We start from the raw sequence: 21,820 nt of genomic DNA on the forward strand, positions 1-21,820 counted from the left end.
TCACCCAGCGTACCCAACAAGGAAGGGAATGTAAGGATGGCGTCGCCTACGGCGGTAGAATCGTTGGCCATGACTCACAAGCACTTTCTGCACCGCGCTGATTCTGGTTCCACCCTGCGTCTTTTCCCCGCAGGTGGTGCCACCGAAAGCGCCGATTGGTTAGCGCTTTCCCATGCCGCGCGCACGCATGCCGACGGCAACGTCTACCTGGCGGCCCACGGTGCCATTGAGCTGCACGGTGTGCACTCACCTGAGGATGCAGCCGACGCTCTTGACGATGCCCCACTGCTCAGCGCACCAACTCCAATTCTGGCTTCCCCACTGTCCACCCATGCGCGACAGCTAGCGCGCACGCTGGCTAGCCAGTGGAGTGCGGCGGAGAGTGCTCTCCCCTTCCGCATCGGCATTGATGCTGGCGACGGCGACATCCTTGCCCAGCACCCGGATATCGCTTTGCTGCTTGGCGATACAGGCGCGCAGCTGCATATCCACGGTCAAGCCCAGTCTGCTGACTTAAGCGACGACGCTGCCGTGGAAGCACTCCGCGAAGCCATCGACGAAGAGTCGGAAAAGACCGACTCCGACAATGCCGAAGAGGCGGCAAACGGTGAATCAGCTGCTGTACAGAACCCGCCGATTGGCTGGCTTGCTGATCACCTGCCAGCAGGGCGTGTGGACCTGGGCGCAGGTCTGCACCGTGGCATCCTGCCTGCTGACTTCGCTGAGCTTATTGGCCGTCTCGAAGTCGATATCACGGTCACCCCGTGGCAAGGCGTTATCTTCCACGACATTGCCGACGGGGATGCTGACGTCGTCCTGCGCGTGCTCGCACCACGCGGATTTATCTTCGACGTCAACTCCCCACTGCTCTAGAGCCCGAAACCCGCGCTAGTGCTGCGCACTAGCGCGGCATGTGCCGCCAGATAGGACGTGGCACGATTTTCATGACGTAGGCCAGCAGGCGCAGGCTGCGCGGGATCCACAGGGTCTTACTGCGTGGATGCTTGCCTGAGTCCATGGCTTCGACGACTGCTTCACCAACAGCGCGAGGACGCACTGACAGCGGTGCAGGTTTCATGCCCTTGGTCATCGAACCGATGACGAAGCCGGGACGCGCTGTGATGAGAGCCAGTGGTCCGCCCTGCAAACGGTCAGCCAGGCCTTGGCAGAACGCGTCGAGACCAGCCTTCGTGGAGCCATAGACATAGTTCGCGCGGCGAGCGCGCCAACCAGCAATCGACGAGAACGCGACGATGTGGCCGCGCACCATGTGATCGGCGAGCACAGTCAGCATGGAGACCTGCGCGGCGTAATCGATCAGCGCGATGTCGAAGGCGTGTTTCTCATCTTGCTCCGCGCGATCCTGGTCACCCAGGATGCCGAAGGCCACGACAGCGGTCGTGATTTCGCCGGCAAGTTCTTCTGCCTGGTGCACGATGTCACGGTGAGTGGAGACATCGGCAGCATCAAAATCGACCAGATGTACCGCGGTGGCACCGGCTTGCAGGAGCTCAGCACGGCGATCCTCCATCCCGTCGGTACCGCGTGCGGCCAGCACCACTGGGCGGCCAGGGGCGAGGCGACGAGCGATATCGCCGCCGATGTCGCTGCGGCCGCCGAGGATGAGCACAGCGCCTAGCATTAGCGCACCTCGCGAGGGCCGTTGTTGAGGCTTTCACACTCGGTTTCGCCAGCAACAACGATGTCCTCTAGGCGCATGCCCCACTGGCCGGTGAGATAGATACCCGGCTCGATAGAAAAGGCCATGCCCGGTTCGATGTCTAGGTCGTTGCCTGCCATGATGAATGGCTCCTCATGCGTCGACAAGCCAATGCCATGACCGGTGCGGTGGACGTAGTACTCACCCCAGCCAGCTTCAGCGATAGGCTCACGCACTGCGGCATCAACTTTGGCGGCGGTAAAGCCCTTGTGGGATGCTTCGCGGCCGGCGCGCTGTGCAGCTTCCAGCACCTCGTAGGCCTTCTGGAAGTCTTCTGGTGCCTTGGTGATGTCACCGCCAACCACGTAGGTGCGGGTGCAATCGGAGTGGTAGCCAGAAGGCAGGGTGCCTCCGATGTCCACGACGACTGGTTCGCCTTCCTCCATCACGCGGTCGGAATAGTCATGGTGTGGGTTGGCGCCATTCGGGCCAGAACCAACGATGACGAAGTCCACGGAGTCATGCTCGCGCAGGATGAGTTCGGTGAGTTCTGCAGCGACCTCAGCCTCAGTGCGGCCAGCGCGCAGCAGTTCTGGAACAGCAGCGTGCACGCGGTCGATGGCTTGGCCAGCCAGACGCAGCTGCTCGATCTCCTTGTCGTCCTTGGCATAGAGCAAAGTGCCCAAGACCTCTGGGGCTGCCAGGAATTCTGCGCCTGCCCACTCATCCAGCATCCGCAGGACGTGGTCGGCAGTCAGGCTTGCGCCCAAAGCGAACTTCTGTGGCTTCTTACCCAGCACTTCGGTCATGAGCTGATAAGGATTATCACCGTCCTGCCAGCCGTGGACTTCGATGTCCATCTCGGCCACGGGGCTGGATTCCAGCTCCAGAATGTCGGTTGCTGGTGCGATGACATGCGCTGCTTCCGGGGTGACCAGCAGCGCGGTGAGCCGCTCGTGGGAGGAAATCCACGAGCCGGTCAGATACGCAAAGTCCGCTCCGGTGCCGAGCACAGCGACGCTGACGTCGGCATCGTTAAGCAGCTGCTGTGCACGCTGCACACGCGCGGAATAAACTTCTGCGGAAAATGGTGCATTGTTACTCATGCACTCAATCTTAGGTTACGCGCCAATCGCGACGACACCGCGTTGGATGGCATCGATGGCGCGCCGGGCATTCGCGCAGGTTTCCGGGTTGTAACCGGTCTTCGCCACCTGCTGGAGCAGGTCGATGACCTGGCGGCACCAGCGAACGAAGTCACCTGGGGTGAGCTCCGCGCCAGACTCAGCGGCTGCACCCATGCAGTAACCCAGCGGTGCGCCGGCAGCCCACTGATGGATCGCCAGGGCGAATCCACCTTCCGGTTCGCGAGTAATCGGCAGGCGGTGGCGCTTCTCATCGGCGATGAGTTCGGTGTAAATACGCCAGGTATCGTCCATGGCCGCAGCCATGCGATCAGTAGCGGCTTCTGGCGATCCCCCGGTTGCCTTGCGGTTTTCGAAAGTGCAAGTAGAAACCACACCGGCAAGTTCCGCTGGATCCAGACCATCCCAGATACCGCGCTTCAGGCATTGCGCAACCAAAAGGTCAGATTCGTTGTGAATCTTGGACAGGCGCTCGCCTTCTTCGGTGATCACAGGTGTGCGGTCTTCGCCGTACCCTTCGAACTCGACGTAGTTCATCTCTTCCAGCAACGCGACGATGTGCTCGAAAGTGGTGCCCAGCGTGTCGGTGGCGCGCTCGACCTTCTTGTTCAGGCGCTTGAGCTCTGCTTCACGACGGGCCAACTTGTTCGCAATACCGGCCAACTGCTCGCGGTCGGTTGCTGGCCAAGAATGCACGGGATGTTCGTACATGGCGCGGCGCAGCTTCTTGACCTTCTGGTTCGGCTTCTGACGCGGATTGACCTTCATCTTCTTCGGACGGTCATAGCGATTGCGTCGGAAGTTGTCCTGGACGAACTTGGTGTTGCGCCGCGGGTTCTTCTGCACCTGGCGTGGCAGGCGCATATGCCCCACCAGAATTGGTGGGTTGTTAATGCCTTGCGCATCGATGCGACCGGACCAGCCGGATTCAGTGGTCACCCACGGACGCGGGTCGGCAGTCTGATTAGCCGGGGTATTGACCACTGCCAAGATGGGCTTTTTCTTGCTAGCAATCGCGATGACATCACCAAGCTGCAACCGTGCCAGCACTGCTGCGACTTCCTTGCTGCGCTGGGTAACAGCTTCTGCCTTCGCGGTCTTTTCTGCCTGGTTCAGCTCCCGGCGCAGGTGAATGTAGTCCATCAACTCCGCCGCTGCATCGCTGCCATCTTCTGCAGGTGGCGACAGCGAATCCACGGCGTCTTGCATCTGCTGTTGCAGCTCGCGAACACGGTGCTCAGCGCGCTCGATCTCGCGGGTTTCTTGCACGACCGAGCCGTCTGCCTGATATTGGGCAAAAGACTTCTCCAGCAGACGCAGCGAGTCATCGAAGCCCAGCATGCCGAGCAGGTTAATGGCCATGTTGTAGCCAGGCTCAAAGGTGGAAATCAGCGGGTAGGTACGAGTGGACGCAAGCCCTGCCACGGCGTGTGGGTCCATGGCAGGTGACCACTGAACAACGGCGTTGCCGATGGTATCGATGCCACGGCGACCGGCACGACCGGTCAGCTGCGTGTACTGGCCCGGGGTGAGGTCCACATGTGCCTCGCCGTTGAACTTCACCAGCTTTTCCAGGATGACTGTGCGCGCTGGCATGTTGATGCCCAGTGCCAGGGTTTCCGTCGCAAAGACTGCGCGAACGAGTCCGCGTACGAAAAGGTCTTCGACGATGTGGCGGAAGGCCGGCAGCATGCCTGCGTGGTGAGCGGCAAAGCCACGGGACAGTGCCTCGCGCCAACGACGGAAGTCGAGCACCTTGAGGTCTTCTTCCGGAATGCCTTCTACACCTGCGTCGATGATTTCTTTGATTTGTGCTTGCTCATCTTTGTCGGTGAGCACCATGCGGCTGCGCAGGCACTGATACAACGCACCGTCGCAGCCCGCGCGGGAGAAGATAAACGTAATCGCCGGCAGCATATTCATCCCTTGCAGGGACTTCAGTGTTTCCGGACGACCTAAAGGACGGTAGCGGTCCTGTTGACGCTCCGCACCTGAGCGACCACCCTTGCCGCGGTCACCTCCCTTGTGACGCGCACGGGAGCGGAATCCCTTGCCGGAAGAGTAATCGGCGCGGTCATTGTCGTGCTGGCCACTTTCGATGCGGTGAATGCGGCGAACTAGCTCAGTATTGACCTGGCCGCCTGAATTCGGCTCAAAGAGCGGGTAGACATTGCGGCCGATCATCATCCACTGGTCCAACGGAACCGGACGATGGTTGGTTAAAATCACCTTGGTGTCGCCACGCACGGTGCTGAGCCAATCACCGAACTCCTCCGAGTTCGACACAGTGGCAGACAGGCCAATGATGGAGACGTGCTCATCCAGATTGAGGATGACTTCTTCCCACACCGCACCACGAGAGGCATCGGCCAGGAAGTGGATTTCGTCCATGACAACGTGGCTGAGACGATCGAGTGCCGGGGATTCGGCGTAGATCATGTTGCGCAAGACCTCAGTGGTCATTACGACGATTTCAGCATCGCCATTGATGGAGACATCACCGGTGAGTAGACCTACGGCATCCTCACCGTGTGCGGCGACGAGGTCGTGGTACTTCTGATTGCTCAGCGCTTTAATCGGCGTGGTGTAAAAACACTTCGTGCCGCGCGATAGTGCAAGCGATACCGCGAACTCACCGACAACAGTCTTACCGGCACCAGTAGGTGCACAGACCAAAACGCCGTGGTCGTCTTCCACGGCGCGGCAGCCTTGCAGCTGAAAGTCATCGAGTTCGTACGGTAGGGAGCTTGTAAATTCCTCCACATGCGTCTGGGTCATAATGTGCCAGACTACCTGCTCTTAGAGCACGTCGTCGAAGTAGCTCGTGCCCGCAGCAGGCGGCGGGGTCTGCTGTTGCGGCTGTGCCGGCGGTGCCGACTGCGGACGCGGGCTAGGCGCCGGTGGCTGTACTGGTGAGCTATTGACGGGAGTGCTGCTACCCACGGGGGTTGGTGCACCAACCGGTTGAGCGCTATCAATGCCGGAGGCGGATTCATCGTCCAATTCCATCCAGTCCGGGCGGCTGCGCTTTTGGCGCTTGTCGTTGATACGGCAGAACTGGAAGGCCAGCTCCACCAGCAACGTAATCGCCGAACCCAGGGCGACCATGGAGAAAGGATCCTGGCCCGGAGTCATCAGTGCGGCGAAGATAGAGATGACGACGATGATGATGCGGCGCTTGTCCTTGACCGCTTCGTATTCCAAGATGCCGGCGATGTTCAGCATGATGATCACCAGCGGAATTTCAAAGCTGACACCGAAGATCACCAGCAATTGCAACAAGAACGTGAAGTAGCGTTCACCAGTCAAGGCGGTGGTCTGGAACTCATCACCCATCGACATCAGGAATTCCAGGCCGACAGACAGGATGACGTAGGCCAGAACTGCACCGGATACGAACAGGGTGACTGCCAGGGTCACGAAAGCGAAGGTGGCGCGCTTTTCGTTCTTGTGCAGACCAGGCACGATAAAGGCCCACATCTGGTACAGCCAGATTGGTGAGGAGAGAACAACGCCGGCCAAGCCACCGACCTTCAAACGCAGCATGAGCATCTCAAATGGCGAGACTGCCAGGAGGCGACACTCCCCGTCTGGAGAGAACATCGCACGCTTTTCCGCAGGCAGTTCACAGTACGGCCCGCGCAGGATCTCACCGAGTGGTGGTATGCCAAACGGTGCCCATTGGTACCAAATAAAGCCCACGATGGAGGCCACAATGACTGCGGCCAAAGAAATCATCACGCGACGACGCAGCTCTTGCAGGTGCTCGACCAGAGTCATCTCACCGGTCGGATTCGCCTTCGACCGACGCTTAGCCTGGATCTTCTGCCACACGCTGGGCCTTTTGGCGCGCTGCGGCTTACGCCCGCGGCGTGCGGGCTTTCCTGCCTGTGCGTTGCTCATGAGCGGATGTTTCCTTCACACCTTTTCAAACACATCTAGTCATAAACACGACTAGTCCCAACCGGGTAATCGGTCAGGATTGTGCACGTGAAATCAAGGGAGTAGAACTCCCCTGACGCTTACTGCTGCGGGTTGTTACCCGGCTGCTGCTGATTGGTGCGCGGCTGCATATCCGGGCTGTTCCAGAATTCCTCGTCGGACTGCTTCTGGTTGCCCTGCGTAATTTGTCCCTGCTGAGGCTGCTGGGCGGACTGCTGATCGTCGTTGCCCATTTCCTTGACCTCAGACTTGAAAATACGCATGGAACGGCCGACCGAACGTGCCAGCTCAGGCAGCTTACGCGCGCCGAAGAGCAAGACGATGATCAGCAGAATGATGGCGATTTCCCAAGGTCCCGGCATGGAGGGCTCCTCTTTCTAGTCGGTGCTCTACTATGTGCTGCACTCTACCCATAGTCAGGCGCGGAATAAAGCCCACGACCTGGCCTACAAGGCCACAAGCACAACCGTACTGCACTTAGGGTAAACGGTTATAAACGGTCTTCCCGAGTATAGCGCTCATAGCCACGAGCACCCCTATCCGCAACGGCGTTAACTAATGATTCCGGCCCCACTACGCGCAGGCGATCGGCCTGGCTTAACGCAAAGCGAATAAACCACTCTTCAGATCCAATGGGCATTTCCGCAGCTACACAGCCATTGTCGAGGGTTTCTCCCAACTCAATGTTGTAGACGTTAGCCAGCCACATGAATTCTGGGTGAATCTCTAGTTGCACGCGTTGGCCCTTCCCCAAACCGAAGGGGTCATTGGCATCAAACTGCAGCTGGCGCAGCCGTGGCTGCGCTTTGTCCTCGCGCATTTCCACGTTGCGCATGCGGTCGATGCGGAAACGGCGGTGATCGGAGACCTCATCGTCCCACGCCACCAGATAGGGCTCGTCTTCCACAATGAAGATGCGGGCTGGATCCACCATGCGATGGCTTTCCGCATTACGGGAGGCACTCCAGTAATCGAACTCTACGCGACGGCGTTGTTCCACTGCCTGCGCCAGCAACTTCTGCGTGGCTGATTCTTCGTGCTGCCCCGAACCGGCAACACCATTTACGGTGTCGGCCTGCTCGCCTTGGGACAGCGAGTCGTAAATGGCTGCGGTCTTATCGTCCATAATCGCGCGCAGCTTGGCTGCTGCGGAATGAACGGCGGTGGTATCGATGAGTCCTGGCATGTCCTCGAGTGACTCCAGGGTCAACAGCAGCGCGCCGGCCTCAGTGGGAGTCAGACGCAAAGCCTGGTTAAGACCTTGGTCGTTGTAGATTTCCACGCCATCGCGGTAGCTAAAAGACAAGTCGATGAGGTCCTCGGTGTTGCGACCAACACCAGAACAAAACAGGCGGTTGATACTATCGCGCAGTTCTTCCGGCGTCATGCCCAGGTCGGTCGCTGCTTCCATCGGGCTGGTGCCAGGATGATTGCGGAAGTAAGGCAAGAGATTTAGCGAGCGCACCAGCGCGTGCAGCTTGTTGCTACCTTCAGCCATGGCTTAAGACCTCCTCATTGAACGCTGGAGCAGGGCCGCGATGTCGTCGCGCAAGTCGGCAGGTTCTAACAGTTCGACCTCCGGTGCATAACCGGCAACGGTGCGGACCAACCAGTCCCGATCGACCTGGTGTAATTCCACATTGCCTTCTGCGTTTACTGTGCCTACTTCGCGTAGCTCCCACGCGCTGTGTTCAGGAATACGCACGACAGCATCCACGCGTTCGCCGCGCTCTAAAGTCTGTTCCACCAAGGTATTCAGGGGCGCGGTGGACTCTAAGAACTCCGCCTCCGAGCGAGACCGATTGACCTGGCTGACATTGCGCATGCGGAAAGAACGCGGTGCTTTTCTATCGATGTCGTAACCGACCAAATACACCCTTGAGTTGTGGTTGACCAGGCCCCAGGGATCCATCGTGCGGCGCTGTGGATCGCTGCCCGGTGCTGGCCGGTAATCAAAGCGGATACGTAGGCGATTGCGCACCGCTGTCAGAATAGCCGTAGCCGTGCGCGGTTCCAGCTGCGTTAAGTCATTAATCGCTGTATAGGCCGGAGCACCAGCCAAGTCGCGGGAGGCGCCACCCGCGGCAATCTTGGTCCACCCGGACAACGAGTACTCACTCAACCCTCCCGGGGTACCAATGCCACCGGCAACGCCTAAGACCATGGCTTCTTCCGGGGTGAAGTCCACCTCGGGTAGTTGGTATTGCTCCGGGTCGAGGCGGAAAACTGAGCCGTTCTCATCAGAGCGTTGCGCAATCGGCACACCGGCACGCTGCAGTGTGGCGACATCGCGGTGAATCTGCTTCAGAAAAGCTTCATCACTGCGGTTTTGATAACCCTCCACGTGGGTGCGAATCCACGCGGCGCTGCGATCGGGACTGCCCGGGCCATGGGCTGCGCCCTGCAAGGCGAAGGCTAGGTTCGTCAGCCTCTCAATCGCGGCATCAGCGGCCATGCGTGCTCCTTTACTGGGCCATCGATATACAGATACTCAGCAAAATTATAGATGCTGACCTATCCCTGTGGGCGATGCTCGTGCATGTAGTCGAGCAATTCTTGGCAACGCTCATCAGAGGTAGCAAACGGATCACCAAACTCCGCAGAATGCGGGTCCGGACGGTTGACCTTCATGCGCGTCCAGTCGACGGTGACATTGGCACCAAGCTCGCGTGCAGTGCGCAAAAACTCACCACGCATCGCTGCACGAGTCGTCGCTGGTGGGGTGTGCATAGCAGCGGCAATCTGCTCATCATCAATCCAGCGGGCGATCATGCTCTTGCTAAGCAAGACATCGTAAAGCCCGCGCCCTGGTCGGATGTCGTGGTAGGCCAAGTCGAGCTGCGCCAGCTTCGGGTGACCCCAGTCCCCGCCCAGGCGATCGCGGTAGCGCTCAAAGAGGCTGCGCTTAATCACCCAGTCGATTTCGCGGTCGATGCCGGAGAAATCCTGCTTAGCGATGCCGTCGAGGGTACGCGCCCACAAGTCCAGCACGCGCTCCATTTCCGCATTGGAGGTGCCCGTACCGTCTTCTTCGCGCTGCTCCAGCCACTGAGCTGCGGCCTCATAGATTCGGCGTTGAACTTCCAGCGCTGTCATGGAACCGCCCTCTGTCAGGGGAAGTTCAGTTTGACCGGTGATATCGCGGGCGATGTTGCGGATTTCCTTAATCGGGTCAACGATGTCGATCTCCGGCATCGGGAAACCAGCTTCCAGCATCTCCAGGACCAGCTGGGTGGAACCGACCTTGAGCGCAAAGGTGGGCTCAGCCATATTCGAATCGCCAACGATGACGTGCATGCGGCGGAAGCGCTTGGAATCACCGTGCGGTTCGTCGCGGGTGTTGATGATCGGCCGTGAACGGGTGGTTGCCGAGGACACGCCTTCCCACACCTGGTCAGCGCGTTGGGAAAGCACGAACTGTGCGGGCTTATCGCCCTTGGCCGGGGCAATCATGCCGGCACCGCAGATAAGCTGCCGGGTAATCAAGAAAGGCAGCAGCGCCTTGCCCAAGTCTTTGAGCACCATGTGCCGGCTAATGAGGTAATTCTCGTGGCAACCATAGGAGTTGCCAACGGAGTCCACGTTGTTTTTAAACAGGTAGACTGCCTGAGCTTTGCCCTGTTCGCGCAGGGTTTCTTCGGCCTGTTGGCCGAGCTTATCGACGATCACATCGCCTGCCCGCTCATAAGCCAACAGCTGGCTTAAGCTATCGCATTCTGCAGTAGCAATTTCCGGGTGGGAGCCAACATCGAGGTACAGACGCGAAGCGTTTTCGCTAAAAATGTTCGACGACGAGTACTCCTCCACGATGGGACGAAAGAGAACGCGTGCGACCTCATCGGGGCTCAGTGCGCGTTCGGCAGGCAAGCCCGTGGAGCTGAGACCGTATTCGGTCTCAATACCCATGATGCGGCGGGTAAAGACAGGCTGCGACTCAGTGGAGATCACTGTCCGCCCTTCTGCACGTAGGAGCGCACGAACTCTTCGGCGTTACTTTCTAGCAGGCCGTCGATTTCATCGAGCAGGTCGTCGGTACCAGCAGAGTTGATGCTGACCTGGCCAGCGGCAAACTCGCCAGTGTCCTCGCCGGAGTTATCTCCGTTGCCTCCGCTGACTTGGTTTTGCTTCGCAGACATGAGGTTATCCTTCCTTAAATTAGGATGCTTCGATCAACGATACTCGGGCTGAATACCGAGTTGGGACAGCCGGTCAAGCAAGTCCTTGCCATCCGTTGCTTCCTCCACGGCCTGCCCGACTTTGTCCCGGGTAAAGCCGAGGGTGTCATCGAGGTGGATAGTGGCACTTCCCTGCTCGGTCTTAAACGTCAGCGACTGCCAGCTGACCGAGATGAGGTCATCGGCAAAGCGTTCGCTCACGCGACCACGGAAGTACGCGCGGGTATCGACCGGTGGTTGGTCGGCTGCGCGTTCGATGTCTGCGGCATCGACAAGCGTGCGCATCCGGCCCTTGCGGACTAGGGCGTGATACAGCGACTTATTCGGATCGATGTCGGTGTACTGCAGGTCAATCAGAGCCAGCTTTGGATCATCTTCAGCCACACCGCGGCTGGTATAAGCCTTGTACAGCTGATACTTCGCAGCCCAATCCAGCAAGTGTGCGGCTGCCAAGGGACCATCGGCAAGCGCTGCGGTGACCTCATCCCAGACCTTAAGGACCTTTTCCTCCTCGGCGGTCTTGGCGGTCACGCGCTGGCGATACTCGGCAAGCAATTCCAGAGCGGTGAGCTTGCGGCCATCGCGCAGCGTGAGCTGGTGGGTTAGTTCCAGGTCGTAGCTGACCTTGGCGACTTCCGCGACGGCATCGTCGAGCTTGAGGTCGCTGAAATCCACGCCATCCTCGATGGCATCCAAGACCAGCGAGGTAACACCCAGTTTGAGCAGGTTGGAGACCTGCGACATGTTGGCGTCGCCAATGATGACGTGCAGGCGTCCGTAGTCTTCGGCCGGCGCGTGCGGTTCGTCGCGGGTGTTAATGATGCCGCGGTTCAGGGTGGTCTCCAGCGAGATTTCCTGCTCGATGTAGTCGGCGCGCTGGGAAATCTGGAAGCCCGGTTCGGAACCGTCTGCTCCCCTGCCCACGCGACCGGCACCGATAAGCACCTGGCGGGCGACGAAGAAAGGAATCAGGCCAGCTGCGATGTCGTCGAAGTTGGTCTCGCGACTGTACTGATAGTTCTCATGGGAACCGTAGGACGCGCCCTTGCCGTCGACGTTGTTTTTGTAGATCTTCAGCGGCGGGCAAGGCTCGTGGTTGGCCAGTACGGAGGTGTCCTGCTCGGTGAGCTGAGCAACCGCATCAACGGCGCGTTTGAGAATGATGTCACCGGCGGCATCGTAAAGCATGGCGTCCCAGGCGTTGGTGCACTCCGGGCTGGAGTACTCCGGGTGCGCGTGATCGACATAAAAACGTGCGCCGTTGGCGGTGACCAGATTGGCCACGCCGATGGCGTTCGGGTCCACGACCGGGACGGTTTGGTAGCGCTTCAAGTCGAAGCCGCGGGTATCACGCAGCGGGTGTTCTTCAGCGAAGTCCCAGCGGGAGCGCGCCCCGGTATGCAGCGCAGCGTAAGCCACCACAGCATGCGTGGAGGTCACAATCGGTGAGGCCGCCGGATAAGTCGGCGTGGCAATGCCGTATTCGGTCTCAGTTCCTAGGACGCGTGCCATGTTGTACTCCTATAACCTAAAAGCTCTACTTGCTCCACTGCGGCTCCTGCCTGGGAGCCTGCGACAATCTTGGTCCATTCCTCCGGATTAGCCGCGGTTGGAATGTGCTCGGATTCTGCTTGTTCAGCCGCAATTGCTTGCTGTAAGTGGGCAATGCTTATACCTTCACTGGCGCCGTTGAGGGATTCCTTGATTGCCATTTTCTTGGCACGGGCAATGATGTTGGCAATCATCGCACCGGAGACAAAGTCCCGGTAGAACAGCGTTTTCGCCTCACCGTTGTTGTAGTGCAGGCGCACAAAGGGCCGCTCGGAATATAGTTCGTCGACGGCCTTGTCGATAAGATCCTGCAGTTCGCCTGCGTGCGGTACGCTTTCGCCTAGGTGCCGGGCAAAGATTTCGCGTGCGCCCTGCTGGTTCGGGCGGTTGATGCGAATCTTGATGTCCAGGCGGCCCGGGCGCATGATTGCCGGGTCGATGAGTTCTTCGCGGTTGGTTGCACCAATAACGATGACGTTGCGCAGGTTCTCCACGCCGTCAAGCTCAGTAAGCAGCTGCGGAACGACGGTAGTCTCCATATCGGAAGAAATACCGGAACCGCGGGTGCGGAAGATGGATTCCATCTCATCGAAGAAGATGATGACCGGGCGATCTGCGCTCTTGGCAGCGAGCTCGCGGGCGCGCTCGAAGATTAAGCGGATGCGGCGCTCGGTTTCACCGACGTACTTATTGAGTAGCTCCGGGCCTTTGACGTTGATGAAGTAGCTCGGTGCGGCACTATCCATACGCTCGGACAAGGAATTCGCCACGGCCTTCGCAATTAAAGTCTTGCCGCAACCCGGCGGGCCATAGAGCAGCACACCTTTCGGCGGGGCCAAGTCATAAGATCGATACAGGTCCGGGTGCAAGAAAGGCAGCTCGACTGAGTCGCGGATCTGGGAAATCTGGGCGCTTAGACCGCCGATGTCTTCGAAGGTAACGTCCGGGACTTCTTCCAAGGACAGCTGTGCGACTTCTGCCTTGACGACGCGCTCTAGGGCAATGCCAGCTTTGGCATCGACCAGTAAGTTATCGCCCGCGCGAACATGCTCACGTACCAGCTGGGACAGCACAACGACCTGCTCTTCGCCGGAGTTATTGGTGACCAGACCACGGTCGTCGTCGATGCGCTCTAGCAGCATCATCACGGTGCCGGTGGGTTCGAAATCGCAGCCTTCCACCACGACGAAGCCATCGCCTAAGCGAACGAGCTGGCCTACCTGGAGGCTGCCCGGTTCTAGCTGGGGTGAGACCTTCAGCCGCATGCGACGGCCATTGGTGTAGACCTCAACGTGTTCCACGCCGTCGGACTTCTCAGCGGCATAGCCTAGGAAGACTCCATAGGTGGAGGCGGGTTCGGCAAGTTGCTTTACTTCGGCGAAAAGTTGCTGCAGCTTGTCGCGGGATTCCTGCAAAAGCGCGGCCAACTTAGTGTTGCGCTCGGCAAGCTGCGTGACTTGTCGCCGCAGTTGCGTGACGTCGTTCATATCTCCACCCTAGCGCGCATAAGCTGCGCGCCGGGTAACTGGGTATAAGCCCTACTTGCGTGCGCGACGCTGCGGGCGCGGCGGAGTAACCCCGTCAGCCAAGCGACGCGTCCAGATCAAAAATGCGGTGTGCGCATTCATGCGGTGTTCCGGACGAGTAGCCAGGCCCTCAACCTTCCAGTCACGGACCAACGACTCCCAAGCGCGCGGCTCGGTAAAGCACTTGAGCTCACGAATTCCTTCCATGACCTTCATCAGCTGCGGCACGGTGGCCACATAGGTCATGAATACTCCACCTGGGATCAGCAGGTCACGGACCTTCTCCAGGTGCTCCCAGGGCGAGAGCATATCCAGAATGACGCGGTCGACCGGACCGTCTAGGTCTTCGATGTCGACATCGGCCAGGTCACCCAGACGCGGCTCCCACCACTCCGGCTGCTGACCGAAGTACTCCTTGACGTTATCCACGGCATACTCGAGGTGATCATCGCGTACTTCGTAGGAAAAGACCTTGCCTTCTGGGCCTACGGCACGCAGCAGGGACATCGACAGCGCACCGGAGCCTGCGCCGGCTTCCAGTACGCGTGCGCCCATGAAGATATCGCCCTCGACCAGAATCTGGGCAGAATCCTTCGGGTAAATCACTGCTGCACCACGTGGCATGGACAGCACGTGGTCCACCATCAAGTGGCGGAAGAGCAGAAAGTCCGAGCCCAGAGTCGAACGGATAACTGAGCCTTCATCTAAGCCGACGACATCATCGTGGTAGATGATGCCTTTGTGGGAGTGGAACTTCCCGCCTTCTTCCAGCACGATCGTGTAGTGGCGACGCTTGGCATCCGTTAACTGGACGCGGTCACCGAGCTGAAACGGACCGGAATAAGGCATAAGGCAGTGCTCCTTTACGAAGGCGAGTATCGACTAACCCTTCAAGTATGCCTCAATGGCATCGGCAAGCCATAGCTGATCGCGCTCGCCCACCATCTCGCGGGCAGAGTGCATCGACAGCATCGGCACGCCCACATCGACAGTGTCAATACCCAAGCGGGTGGCGGTAATCGGACCAATGGTGGAGCCACAGGGCACCACGTTCTTACCGACGAAGCGCTGCACCGGCACACCGGCACGATTACACGCGTTTTCCCACAGCGCCACAGTCTGTGCGTTGGAGGCATAGCGCTGGTTGCCGTTGATCTTGGTCACCGGACCCTTACCAATAATCGGATGGTGATGCGGGTCGTGCTTCTCGGCGTAGTTAGGGTGCACAGAGTGCGCAGCATCTGCCGATACGCAGGAAGAACGGGCAAACATTTGGTGTCGCTGCTCCTCATTGGCACCAAGTGCCCGACCAGTTCGAGTAAGCACATCGACCAGGATCGGACCGCCGGCACCGAAACGCGACGACGAGCCCACTTCCTCGTGGTCGAAAGCAGCCATAACCAGTACGTCGTTGCCCTGATAATCCTCAGCGGCCTTTTCCAAAGCCACTAGGCTGGCATAAACCGACGACAGGTTATCCATACGACCTGCGGCGATGAAGCGCTCGCCGCTGCCGAAGACAGCACCACGTGCGGCATCGGCGGTAATCAGGTTAAACGCGGCAATATCGTCCGGGTCAATACCCAGCTGCTTTCCGATGACACCGAGCACCGACGCATCCGGATCGCCCACGCTGAGTACCGGCTGCATGTGCTGCTGACGATCCGGCTTGAACTCATCCTGGCGGTACAGGTGAATGGCCAGCGACGGCAGGCGCAACAGCGGACCAGTATTAACCAGGTGCTGAGTGCCGTCCTTGGTCACGACCTGACCTGCAACGGCAAGCTCACGGTCAAACCAGGTGTGCAGCAGCGCACCGCCGTAGATCTCCACGCCGACTTGCTGCCACCCAGCGCTATCGAAATCCGGCGACGGCTTGACGGCCAGACCTGGCGAGTCGGTATGGGAACCGATGATGCGGAAACCAGAGTTTTCATCCGCACCTTCTGGCACGAACCACGCCATGACCGCACCCACGCGAATCATCACGTGACCACCCGGGGTGGCATCCCACTCAGTGGTTTCGTCCTGCCGCGTAAAGCCTGCCTTCTCCAAACGTGCAGCAACGTTTTCTGCTGCGTGATAAGATGACGGGCTCGCGGCAATGAAATCCAGGAAATCTTCAGTAGTGCTCATACCTACTACCTTGCCATGAAATCCCACGCGATAGGCTGGTTAGCCATGAACTCCCCTGCCGCTCGACCTCTCGCGCTTTCGCCTTCCCGCGCCTCCGACTACCAGCAGTGTCCCCTGCTGTACCGCTTCCGGGCCATCGATAAGCTGCCTGAGCCCACCACCCTGGCCCAAATCAAGGGAACCCTCGTCCACGCAGTGCTAGAAGAAATGCACAAACTCCCGCGGGAAGAGCGCACCTACGCTGCGGCAGTCAAAATGATTAAGCCGGAATGGGCCAAGCTCAAAGAAAAAGACAAAGAAGGCGAACTCGACGAGCTCGTACCAGCTGAGGAAGAATACGACTTCTTCGTCGCCGCGCGTGAGCTCGTCAAGGGCTATTTCCAAATGGAAAACCCACAGGGTTTCGACTGCAAAGAAACCGAAATGTTCGTCAACACCGTCCTTCCTAACGGCGTACCAGTCCGCGGTTTTATCGACCGCGTCGATGTCGCACCCACCGGCGAAGTCCGCGTCGTCGACTACAAGACCGGCAAGAAACCCGCTCCCCGATTTAGCCAGAGCGCGGAGTTCCAGATGCGGTTTTATGCCCTGGTCTACTGGCGCTTGCTCGGCACCATCCCCACCCAGCTGCGCCTGATGTACCTCAAGGTCTTCGATTCGATGTTCCTCGCTCCCAACCGGGAAGAACTCGAGTACTTCGAACGCGACTTAGGCGAACTCTGGGCCAAGATTGAAGCCGACGGGCGCGCTGGGGACTTTCGCCCGAAGACTTCGAAACTGTGTGGCTGGTGCGCTCACCAAGACATCTGTCCTGCATTCGGCGGCACCCCACCGGACTACCCCGGCTGGCCAGGTTCTGCCGCAGACGCTTAGGCGATCACTAAAGGCCGGAACACCTTATGAACTGGGTGTTCCGGCCTTTAGTAGTTCGCTTTTAGAACAGGCCTGAGATGGTGCCGTCACCATCAACGTCGATGTTGTTGGCGGCAGGTTTCTTCGGCAGGCCTGGCATGGTCATGACATCGCCGGTAAGCACCACGACGAATCCAGCGCCGGTGCGTGGCTGAAGTTGACGCACGTGCAGGGTGTGGCCTTCTGGGGCGCCCAGCTGCGAAGGATCATCGCTAAACGAGTACTGGGTCTTAGAGATAACCACTGGCAGGGTGTCCCAGCCGTTGTCCTTGATGTACTTAAGGTCCTTGCGTGCCTGGGAGCTGTACTCAACCTTGTCAGCGCGGTAGATCTCGGTGGCGACCTTCTCGATGGATGCTTCGATGCCATCTTCCGGGTCATAGAGAGGCTCAGCAGAACCGTCGAGGTTCTCCAGGAGGGTCTCAGCGAGTTCCTTGGCGCCCTCGCCGCCCTTTTCCCAGACGTTGGCTTCCGCCAGTGCTACGCCAAAGTCATCGGCCCACTTACGCATGAACTCACGTTCAGCTTCGGTATCGCTGTAGAAGAGGTTGAGTGCCACGACCGGCTTTACGCCGAACTTGCGCAGGTTCTCGACATGGCGCTCCAGGTTGACGATGCCCTTTTCGAGAGCCTCAAGGTTTTCGTTGGTGAGGTCCTCGCGTGCCTGGCCACCGTTGTATTTCTGGGAGCGAATCGTGGCGACAACCACTGCGCCATCGACGTTGAGGTCACCGAAGCGAGCCTTGATGTCGATGAACTTCTCACCACCCAGGTCAGCACCGAAGCCGGCCTCAGAAAGAACGATGTCGCCGTACTGCAGTGCGGTCTGGGTAGCCAGCAAAGTGTTGCAGCCGTGGGCGATGTTGGCGAAAGGACCACCGTGCACCAGTGCTGGGACACCGCCGAGGGTCTGCACCAGGTTCGGGTTTAGCGCGTCCTTCATCAGGGCCGTCAGTGCGCCTTCGGCCTTGAGCTCACGTGCGGTGACAGGCTTTTGGTCGTAGGTATAGCCGACGGTGATGTCACCGAGGCGCTTGCGCAGGTCCGCCAGGTCGGTGGCCAGTCCCAGGATGGCCATGATTTCAGAGGCTGCGGTAATGGTGAAGCCAGTTTCTGCTGGTACACCGTGTGCCGGACCGCCGAGGCCAGTGACGACGTTGCGCAGTGCGCGGTCGTTGACGTCCATGCAGCGCTGCCAGGTCACACGTCGCGGGTCAATGTTGAGGTCGTTGCCCTGGTGGATGTGGTTGTCGATGATGGATGCCAGGGTGTTGGTTGCTGCGGTGATCGCGTGGAAGTCACCGGTGAAGTGCAGGTTGATGTCTTCCATCGGAACGATCTGGGAGTAGCCGCCGCCAGCAGCACCGCCCTTGATGCCCATGACAGGGCCCTGGGAGGGCTCACGCAGGGCGACGATAGCCTTCTCACCCAAAAGATCGAGAGCATCCGTTAGGCCGATCAGTACCGTGGATTTTCCTTCGCCTGCAGGTGTGGGCGAAACGCCGGTGACAAGGACGAGCTTGCCCTTCTTGGCGTTGGGATCGAGGGCGGAGATATCCACCTTGGCTTTGGTGTTACCGAAAGGAATCAAGGCTTCATCCGGGATTCCAGCCTTTTGGGCAATTTCGGTAATGGGCTTGAGCTTGTGGGCTTGGGCAATTTCAACATCAGAAGGCTGAGTACTCATACCCGCCATGGTACTGACCTAATGAACGGAGTAATCAACGTTGAAACCCCAATGGGTGTGTAATCCAACACACCCATTGGGGTAAAGGTGAAATGATAGACGCGGTCTAGACGAACAGCCCGGAGAAAATCCAGCCAAACAGGGCCCATGCTAGGGCCAGACCGATAACCAGGTTGACCACGGTACCGAAGGCGAAGACTGCCAGAGGCTTCCAGCCGGCCTCACGCAGGGAGCCAAAGCGGAACTCCAAACCGATGGACACAAACGCCAGGGTGAACAGGAAAGTCTGCAGGGCCTTGGCAGCATCCAGGCCGTTATCCAGCCAGCCGCCGTCGGCAGCTGCCGGGAATACCGACGCCAGGATGGTGACCAGAATAGACGCACCGATAAAGCCGAGGACAAACTTCGGGAAGCGATTCCATACTTCTGCCCAGCCTGGCTTTGCGGTCGCGGTGCCAGCGGTGGCGGCGCCACGGTCGACCTTGAGGGTGAAGTACAGCGACAGGGCCACTGCGACGAAGCCGATAAGTGCATTCTGGGTCATCTTCACGATGGCTGCGTACTCAAGTACTTCTTCACCAGCGACCGCGCCCGCAGCGGTCACGGCGGCGGTGGTATCGATGTTGCCACCAATCCAAGCGCCAGTGACTGGTGCAGACAATCCCATGAGGCTTGCCAGCCACGGCAACAGGAAGATGCTGGGGACTGCGAAGAGGATAACCAGACCTGCGGTATAGGCCAGCTGCTCCTTCTTGGCGTGGACTGCACCAGCGGCAGCCACTGCAGCAGAGACACCACAGATACTCAGCGCGGAGGCCAGCAGGGCACGCAGGTGCTGTTCCACACCCAGTACGCCGGCGAACCACCAGGTCAGCAGGAAGACACAGCTAATCAGGGCGATGGCCTGCAGAATTGCAGGTGCTGCAGCAGACACAATCACACCCAGGTTCACCGTGGAACCCAGCAACACCAGGCCAGTCTTGATAAAGAACTCCGTGCGGAAGGCAGCAGCCATCTTGTCCGCCACGCCCAGCACGGTCAGGATGCCGTTGAAGGCAAAGCCCAAGATGATGGCATAGACCGGGAACTCCACGCTTTTAGCCATCGGGCCAAACCAGGTGTCCTCAGTCCACTCCGGGACGCGGGAGACGAGGACGGATACTAAGATTGCCAGACCGAACACCAGCATAAGGCCTGCGATAGTCCATGCCGGGCTGGTCTTCTCCGCAGCAGGTGTGTTGTCCTGCTGGGCCTGTTGCTCGACTGCGTTGTCAGTCGTCGTTGCGCGAGTCATTGCTAAAACCACTCCCCGATGTCCGGCACGATGCCGCTCAAGCAAGCGACAAGCAGGATCAGACCCGCAATGGTTGCTAACCAGTCCTCGTTGAGCGAGAACTTGCCGTGTGCATCCGGGCTTTCTTGCTCCACGCCGGGTGGTTGCACATCAGCCACGGGCTGAGATGTATTAGTCATGAGGACCTTCCTGAGAAGTACTAGACCGCTAGGTATAATTATTCGCTTAATTTCGTAGACAACTTTGTCTGTAAAGATTAGACAACACAGCAGTGATGTACGACAACCAAAATATTCATATTGATAAAAATCAAGCGGCTATATCTTCTCATAAAACACTCCCCATCAGTGATCAACTGGTTTCCCAGTCAAACTAATGGGGAGTGTGACACTCACCTAGTAGCTGAGCTTGGTGCAGCTACTAGTAGTTCCCGTGGGGAAGCTAGATGATGAGTGCACCGATGGCGTAGCTGAGGAGCACCGAGACCACGATACTGACCACGCCCGGAATGAGGAATGGGTGGTTGAACACGGCCTTGCCGATACGGGTGGAGCCGGTGTCGTCCATCTCGACTGCAGCCAGCAGCGTCGGGTAGGTCGGCAGCACGAACAGTGCGGAGACTGCCGGGAATGCAGCCAGAGCGGTAAGCGGGCTGACACCGAGTGCCAGTGCGGCAGGCATAAGCGCCTTGGTGGTAGCAGCCTGCGAGTAGAGCAGTGCAGCAGCGAAGAAGAGGACCACTGCCAGCAGCCACGGGGTGGACTCGATAACGTCGCCAGCCAGGTGCTCAATGTCGTCCATGTAGTGGTTAATCAGCGTGGTGCCCAGCCAGGCAACACCCAGCACACACATCGAGGCAGACATACCGGACTTGAACACCTGGGTATTCAGCACGTCAGCAGCCGGAATCTTGGTCATCATCACGATGACGGTCGCGGCGGTCAGCATGACCGTCATGATGGCTTCGTTGCGCGGCAGGGTCGGCTCAGCAATCAGGCCGATCTGCTCGGAGGTCAGGGTAGCCCAGATCATCACCACGAGGATGGCGATAATGAAGATGATGACGGAAGCCTTCGCACCCTTTGGCGGGGTGAAATCAGTGCCAGCAACTGGCTTCTTCACCAGACCAGCGGCCATGCGCTCTTGGTAGACCGGGTCATCGGCAAGCTCTTTGCCTTCGCGGTTAGCCAGCCAGGCTGCCGGGAAGATAGCCAGGAAGGTGGCCGGAATCAGGACAGCGAGGACCTGCAGGTAACCGACGCCCATGGGCTCCAGCAGGGCGGCCATGAGCACGACGGCTGCAGAAATTGGCGAGGCCACAATAGCCATCTGCGAAGCAACAACCGAGATGGACAGCGGACGGGACGGACGAACGTCGCCTTCCTTAGCGACCTCGACGATAACCGGCAGGGTCGAGAAAGCAGTGTGGCCAGTACCGGCCAGAACGGTCATCAGCCAGGTGACAATTGGTGCGTAGTAGGTGACGCGCTTGGGGTTCTTGCGCAGGAAACGCTCGGCCAAGTTGACCAGGTAATCCATACCGCCCGCGCGCTGCATTGCGGCGATGGCGGCGATCACCGTCATGATGATGCCGATAACGTCGAAAGGAATATCTTCACGGGTAACCGGGACGCCAGTCAGGCCGAGGACGAGAACGCCTAGGCCACCTGCCATACCGATACCGATGGAACCAATGCGGGCGCCTAAGAAAATCGCGCCCAAGACTATGAGGATGTGTAGAACAACCATGGATTCTCCAAATACTTGAAGTGGCGTTAGCAGGCTTGCCAGC

At 59.0% G+C, this 21,820-nt stretch carries 19 protein-coding genes; 2 read left to right on the forward strand and 17 right to left on the reverse strand.

Annotated elements, in window-relative coordinates:
* Window positions 1–69 precede the first annotated feature (69 nt).
* Entirely contained in the window at window positions 70–873 is an 804-nt protein-coding gene (locus UL81_RS05865) for a hypothetical protein (protein ID WP_052097693.1), read from the forward strand.
* A 28-nt stretch (window positions 874–901) separates the two neighbouring features.
* Here the strand turns inward: UL81_RS05865 and UL81_RS05870 are convergent, their stop codons facing one another.
* The 13 genes from UL81_RS05870 to UL81_RS05930 all read right to left on the reverse strand — a co-directional run bounded on the left by UL81_RS05870 (window position 902) and on the right by UL81_RS05930 (window position 16,135).
* Window positions 902–1,642 carry an SDR family oxidoreductase gene (locus tag UL81_RS05870; protein ID WP_035104628.1) on the reverse strand — a complete coding sequence of 247 codons (741 nt, stop codon included), beginning with the start codon at window positions 1,640–1,642 and terminating at the stop codon, window positions 902–904.
* Window positions 1,642–2,766: a M24 family metallopeptidase gene (locus UL81_RS05875; RefSeq protein ID WP_035104630.1), complete on the reverse strand. Its 1,125-nt coding sequence runs from the start codon at window positions 2,764–2,766 to the stop codon at window positions 1,642–1,644. The genes UL81_RS05870 and UL81_RS05875 overlap by 1 nt, the downstream gene beginning before the upstream one ends.
* Window positions 2,767–2,781: 15 nt before the next feature.
* On the reverse strand, window positions 2,782–5,583 hold the full coding sequence (locus tag UL81_RS05880; protein ID WP_046453380.1) for a DEAD/DEAH box helicase: 2,802 nt from the start codon (window positions 5,581–5,583) through the stop codon (window positions 2,782–2,784).
* A gap of 21 nt (window positions 5,584–5,604) precedes the next feature.
* Window positions 5,605–6,708, reverse strand: coding sequence for a twin-arginine translocase subunit TatC (gene tatC / locus UL81_RS05885; RefSeq protein WP_236684449.1), 1,104 nt, complete (start codon window positions 6,706–6,708; stop codon window positions 5,605–5,607).
* A 119-nt stretch (window positions 6,709–6,827) separates the two neighbouring features.
* Window positions 6,828–7,109 (reverse strand): Sec-independent protein translocase subunit TatA, encoded by a 282-nt coding sequence (gene tatA / locus UL81_RS05890; protein WP_035104632.1) that lies wholly within the window; start codon window positions 7,107–7,109, stop codon window positions 6,828–6,830.
* Between the two features lie 128 nt (window positions 7,110–7,237).
* Window positions 7,238–8,245, reverse strand: a complete 1,008-nt coding sequence (locus tag UL81_RS05895; protein WP_035104633.1) for a helix-turn-helix transcriptional regulator — start codon at window positions 8,243–8,245, stop codon at window positions 7,238–7,240.
* 3 nt (window positions 8,246–8,248) lie between these two features.
* Window positions 8,249–9,202, reverse strand: coding sequence for a helix-turn-helix transcriptional regulator (locus tag UL81_RS05900; protein WP_046453381.1), 954 nt, complete (start codon window positions 9,200–9,202; stop codon window positions 8,249–8,251).
* Between the two features lie 59 nt (window positions 9,203–9,261).
* Entirely contained in the window at window positions 9,262–10,653 is a 1,392-nt protein-coding gene (gene pafA, locus UL81_RS05905) for a Pup--protein ligase (RefSeq protein WP_046453675.1), read from the reverse strand.
* A 38-nt stretch (window positions 10,654–10,691) separates the two neighbouring features.
* Window positions 10,692–10,883: a ubiquitin-like protein Pup gene (locus UL81_RS05910; protein WP_035104634.1), complete on the reverse strand. Its 192-nt coding sequence runs from the start codon at window positions 10,881–10,883 to the stop codon at window positions 10,692–10,694.
* A 33-nt stretch (window positions 10,884–10,916) separates the two neighbouring features.
* Window positions 10,917–12,434: a depupylase/deamidase Dop gene (gene dop / locus UL81_RS05915; RefSeq protein ID WP_035104636.1), complete on the reverse strand. Its 1,518-nt coding sequence runs from the start codon at window positions 12,432–12,434 to the stop codon at window positions 10,917–10,919.
* Complete coding sequence (gene arc, locus UL81_RS05920; RefSeq protein ID WP_046453382.1) at window positions 12,419–13,960, reverse strand: proteasome ATPase; 1,542 nt, start codon at window positions 13,958–13,960, stop codon at window positions 12,419–12,421. Before arc ends, dop begins: the two co-directional genes overlap by 16 nt.
* Window positions 13,961–14,011: 51 nt before the next feature.
* Window positions 14,012–14,848 carry a tRNA (adenine-N1)-methyltransferase gene (locus tag UL81_RS05925; RefSeq protein WP_035104637.1) on the reverse strand — a complete coding sequence of 279 codons (837 nt, stop codon included), beginning with the start codon at window positions 14,846–14,848 and terminating at the stop codon, window positions 14,012–14,014.
* Window positions 14,849–14,881: 33 nt separating this feature from the next.
* Entirely contained in the window at window positions 14,882–16,135 is a 1,254-nt protein-coding gene (locus tag UL81_RS05930; RefSeq protein ID WP_035104638.1) for a M18 family aminopeptidase, read from the reverse strand.
* 45 nt (window positions 16,136–16,180) lie between these two features.
* On the opposite strand from UL81_RS05930, the gene UL81_RS05935 reads away from it, so the two are divergent.
* Window positions 16,181–17,008: a RecB family exonuclease gene (locus UL81_RS05935; protein WP_035104640.1), complete on the forward strand. Its 828-nt coding sequence runs from the start codon at window positions 16,181–16,183 to the stop codon at window positions 17,006–17,008.
* Between the two features lie 61 nt (window positions 17,009–17,069).
* Here the strand turns inward: UL81_RS05935 and UL81_RS05940 are convergent, their stop codons facing one another.
* From UL81_RS05940 to UL81_RS05950, 4 genes are all read right to left on the reverse strand, one after another.
* On the reverse strand, window positions 17,070–18,734 hold the full coding sequence (locus UL81_RS05940; RefSeq protein ID WP_035104641.1) for a formate--tetrahydrofolate ligase: 1,665 nt from the start codon (window positions 18,732–18,734) through the stop codon (window positions 17,070–17,072).
* Between the two features lie 106 nt (window positions 18,735–18,840).
* Window positions 18,841–20,028, reverse strand: coding sequence for a YeiH family protein (locus tag UL81_RS05945; protein WP_035104642.1), 1,188 nt, complete (start codon window positions 20,026–20,028; stop codon window positions 18,841–18,843).
* Between the two features lie 2 nt (window positions 20,029–20,030).
* Window positions 20,031–20,207 carry a hypothetical protein gene (locus tag UL81_RS11950; RefSeq protein ID WP_169746057.1) on the reverse strand — a complete coding sequence of 59 codons (177 nt, stop codon included), beginning with the start codon at window positions 20,205–20,207 and terminating at the stop codon, window positions 20,031–20,033.
* A gap of 262 nt (window positions 20,208–20,469) precedes the next feature.
* Window positions 20,470–21,777 (reverse strand): anaerobic C4-dicarboxylate transporter, encoded by a 1,308-nt coding sequence (locus UL81_RS05950; RefSeq protein WP_035104643.1) that lies wholly within the window; start codon window positions 21,775–21,777, stop codon window positions 20,470–20,472.
* Between the last annotated feature and the right edge of the window lie 43 nt (window positions 21,778–21,820).

Origin of the sequence: Corynebacterium camporealensis (assembly GCF_000980815.1) — a bacterium.
Lineage (GTDB): Bacteria > Actinomycetota > Actinomycetes > Mycobacteriales > Mycobacteriaceae > Corynebacterium > Corynebacterium camporealense.

Excerpts from the sequence above, each read along its gene's own strand:
- UL81_RS05865 (WP_052097693.1), top strand. The coding sequence starts at position 70 with ATGACTCACAAGCACTTTCTGCACCGCGCTGATTCTGGTTCCACCCTG.
- UL81_RS05870 (WP_035104628.1), bottom strand. The coding sequence starts at position 1,642 with ATGCTAGGCGCTGTGCTCATCCTCGGCGGCCGCAGCGACATCGGCGGC.
- UL81_RS05875 (WP_035104630.1), bottom strand. The coding sequence starts at position 2,766 with ATGAGTAACAATGCACCATTTTCCGCAGAAGTTTATTCCGCGCGTGTG.
- UL81_RS05880 (WP_046453380.1), bottom strand. The coding sequence starts at position 5,583 with ATGACCCAGACGCATGTGGAGGAATTTACAAGCTCCCTACCGTACGAA.
- tatC (WP_236684449.1), bottom strand. The coding sequence starts at position 6,708 with ATGAGCAACGCACAGGCAGGAAAGCCCGCACGCCGCGGGCGTAAGCCG.
- tatA (WP_035104632.1), bottom strand. The coding sequence starts at position 7,109 with ATGCCGGGACCTTGGGAAATCGCCATCATTCTGCTGATCATCGTCTTG.
- UL81_RS05895 (WP_035104633.1), bottom strand. The coding sequence starts at position 8,245 with ATGGCTGAAGGTAGCAACAAGCTGCACGCGCTGGTGCGCTCGCTAAAT.
- UL81_RS05900 (WP_046453381.1), bottom strand. The coding sequence starts at position 9,202 with ATGGCCGCTGATGCCGCGATTGAGAGGCTGACGAACCTAGCCTTCGCC.
- pafA (WP_046453675.1), bottom strand. The coding sequence starts at position 10,653 with ATGGGTATTGAGACCGAATACGGTCTCAGCTCCACGGGCTTGCCTGCC.
- UL81_RS05910 (WP_035104634.1), bottom strand. The coding sequence starts at position 10,883 with ATGTCTGCGAAGCAAAACCAAGTCAGCGGAGGCAACGGAGATAACTCC.
- dop (WP_035104636.1), bottom strand. The coding sequence starts at position 12,434 with ATGGCACGCGTCCTAGGAACTGAGACCGAATACGGCATTGCCACGCCG.
- arc (WP_046453382.1), bottom strand. The coding sequence starts at position 13,960 with ATGAACGACGTCACGCAACTGCGGCGACAAGTCACGCAGCTTGCCGAG.
- UL81_RS05925 (WP_035104637.1), bottom strand. The coding sequence starts at position 14,848 with ATGCCTTATTCCGGTCCGTTTCAGCTCGGTGACCGCGTCCAGTTAACG.
- UL81_RS05930 (WP_035104638.1), bottom strand. The coding sequence starts at position 16,135 with ATGAGCACTACTGAAGATTTCCTGGATTTCATTGCCGCGAGCCCGTCA.
- UL81_RS05935 (WP_035104640.1), top strand. The coding sequence starts at position 16,181 with ATGAACTCCCCTGCCGCTCGACCTCTCGCGCTTTCGCCTTCCCGCGCC.
- UL81_RS05940 (WP_035104641.1), bottom strand. The coding sequence starts at position 18,734 with ATGAGTACTCAGCCTTCTGATGTTGAAATTGCCCAAGCCCACAAGCTC.
- UL81_RS05945 (WP_035104642.1), bottom strand. The coding sequence starts at position 20,028 with ATGACTCGCGCAACGACGACTGACAACGCAGTCGAGCAACAGGCCCAG.
- UL81_RS11950 (WP_169746057.1), bottom strand. The coding sequence starts at position 20,207 with ATGACTAATACATCTCAGCCCGTGGCTGATGTGCAACCACCCGGCGTG.
- UL81_RS05950 (WP_035104643.1), bottom strand. The coding sequence starts at position 21,777 with ATGGTTGTTCTACACATCCTCATAGTCTTGGGCGCGATTTTCTTAGGC.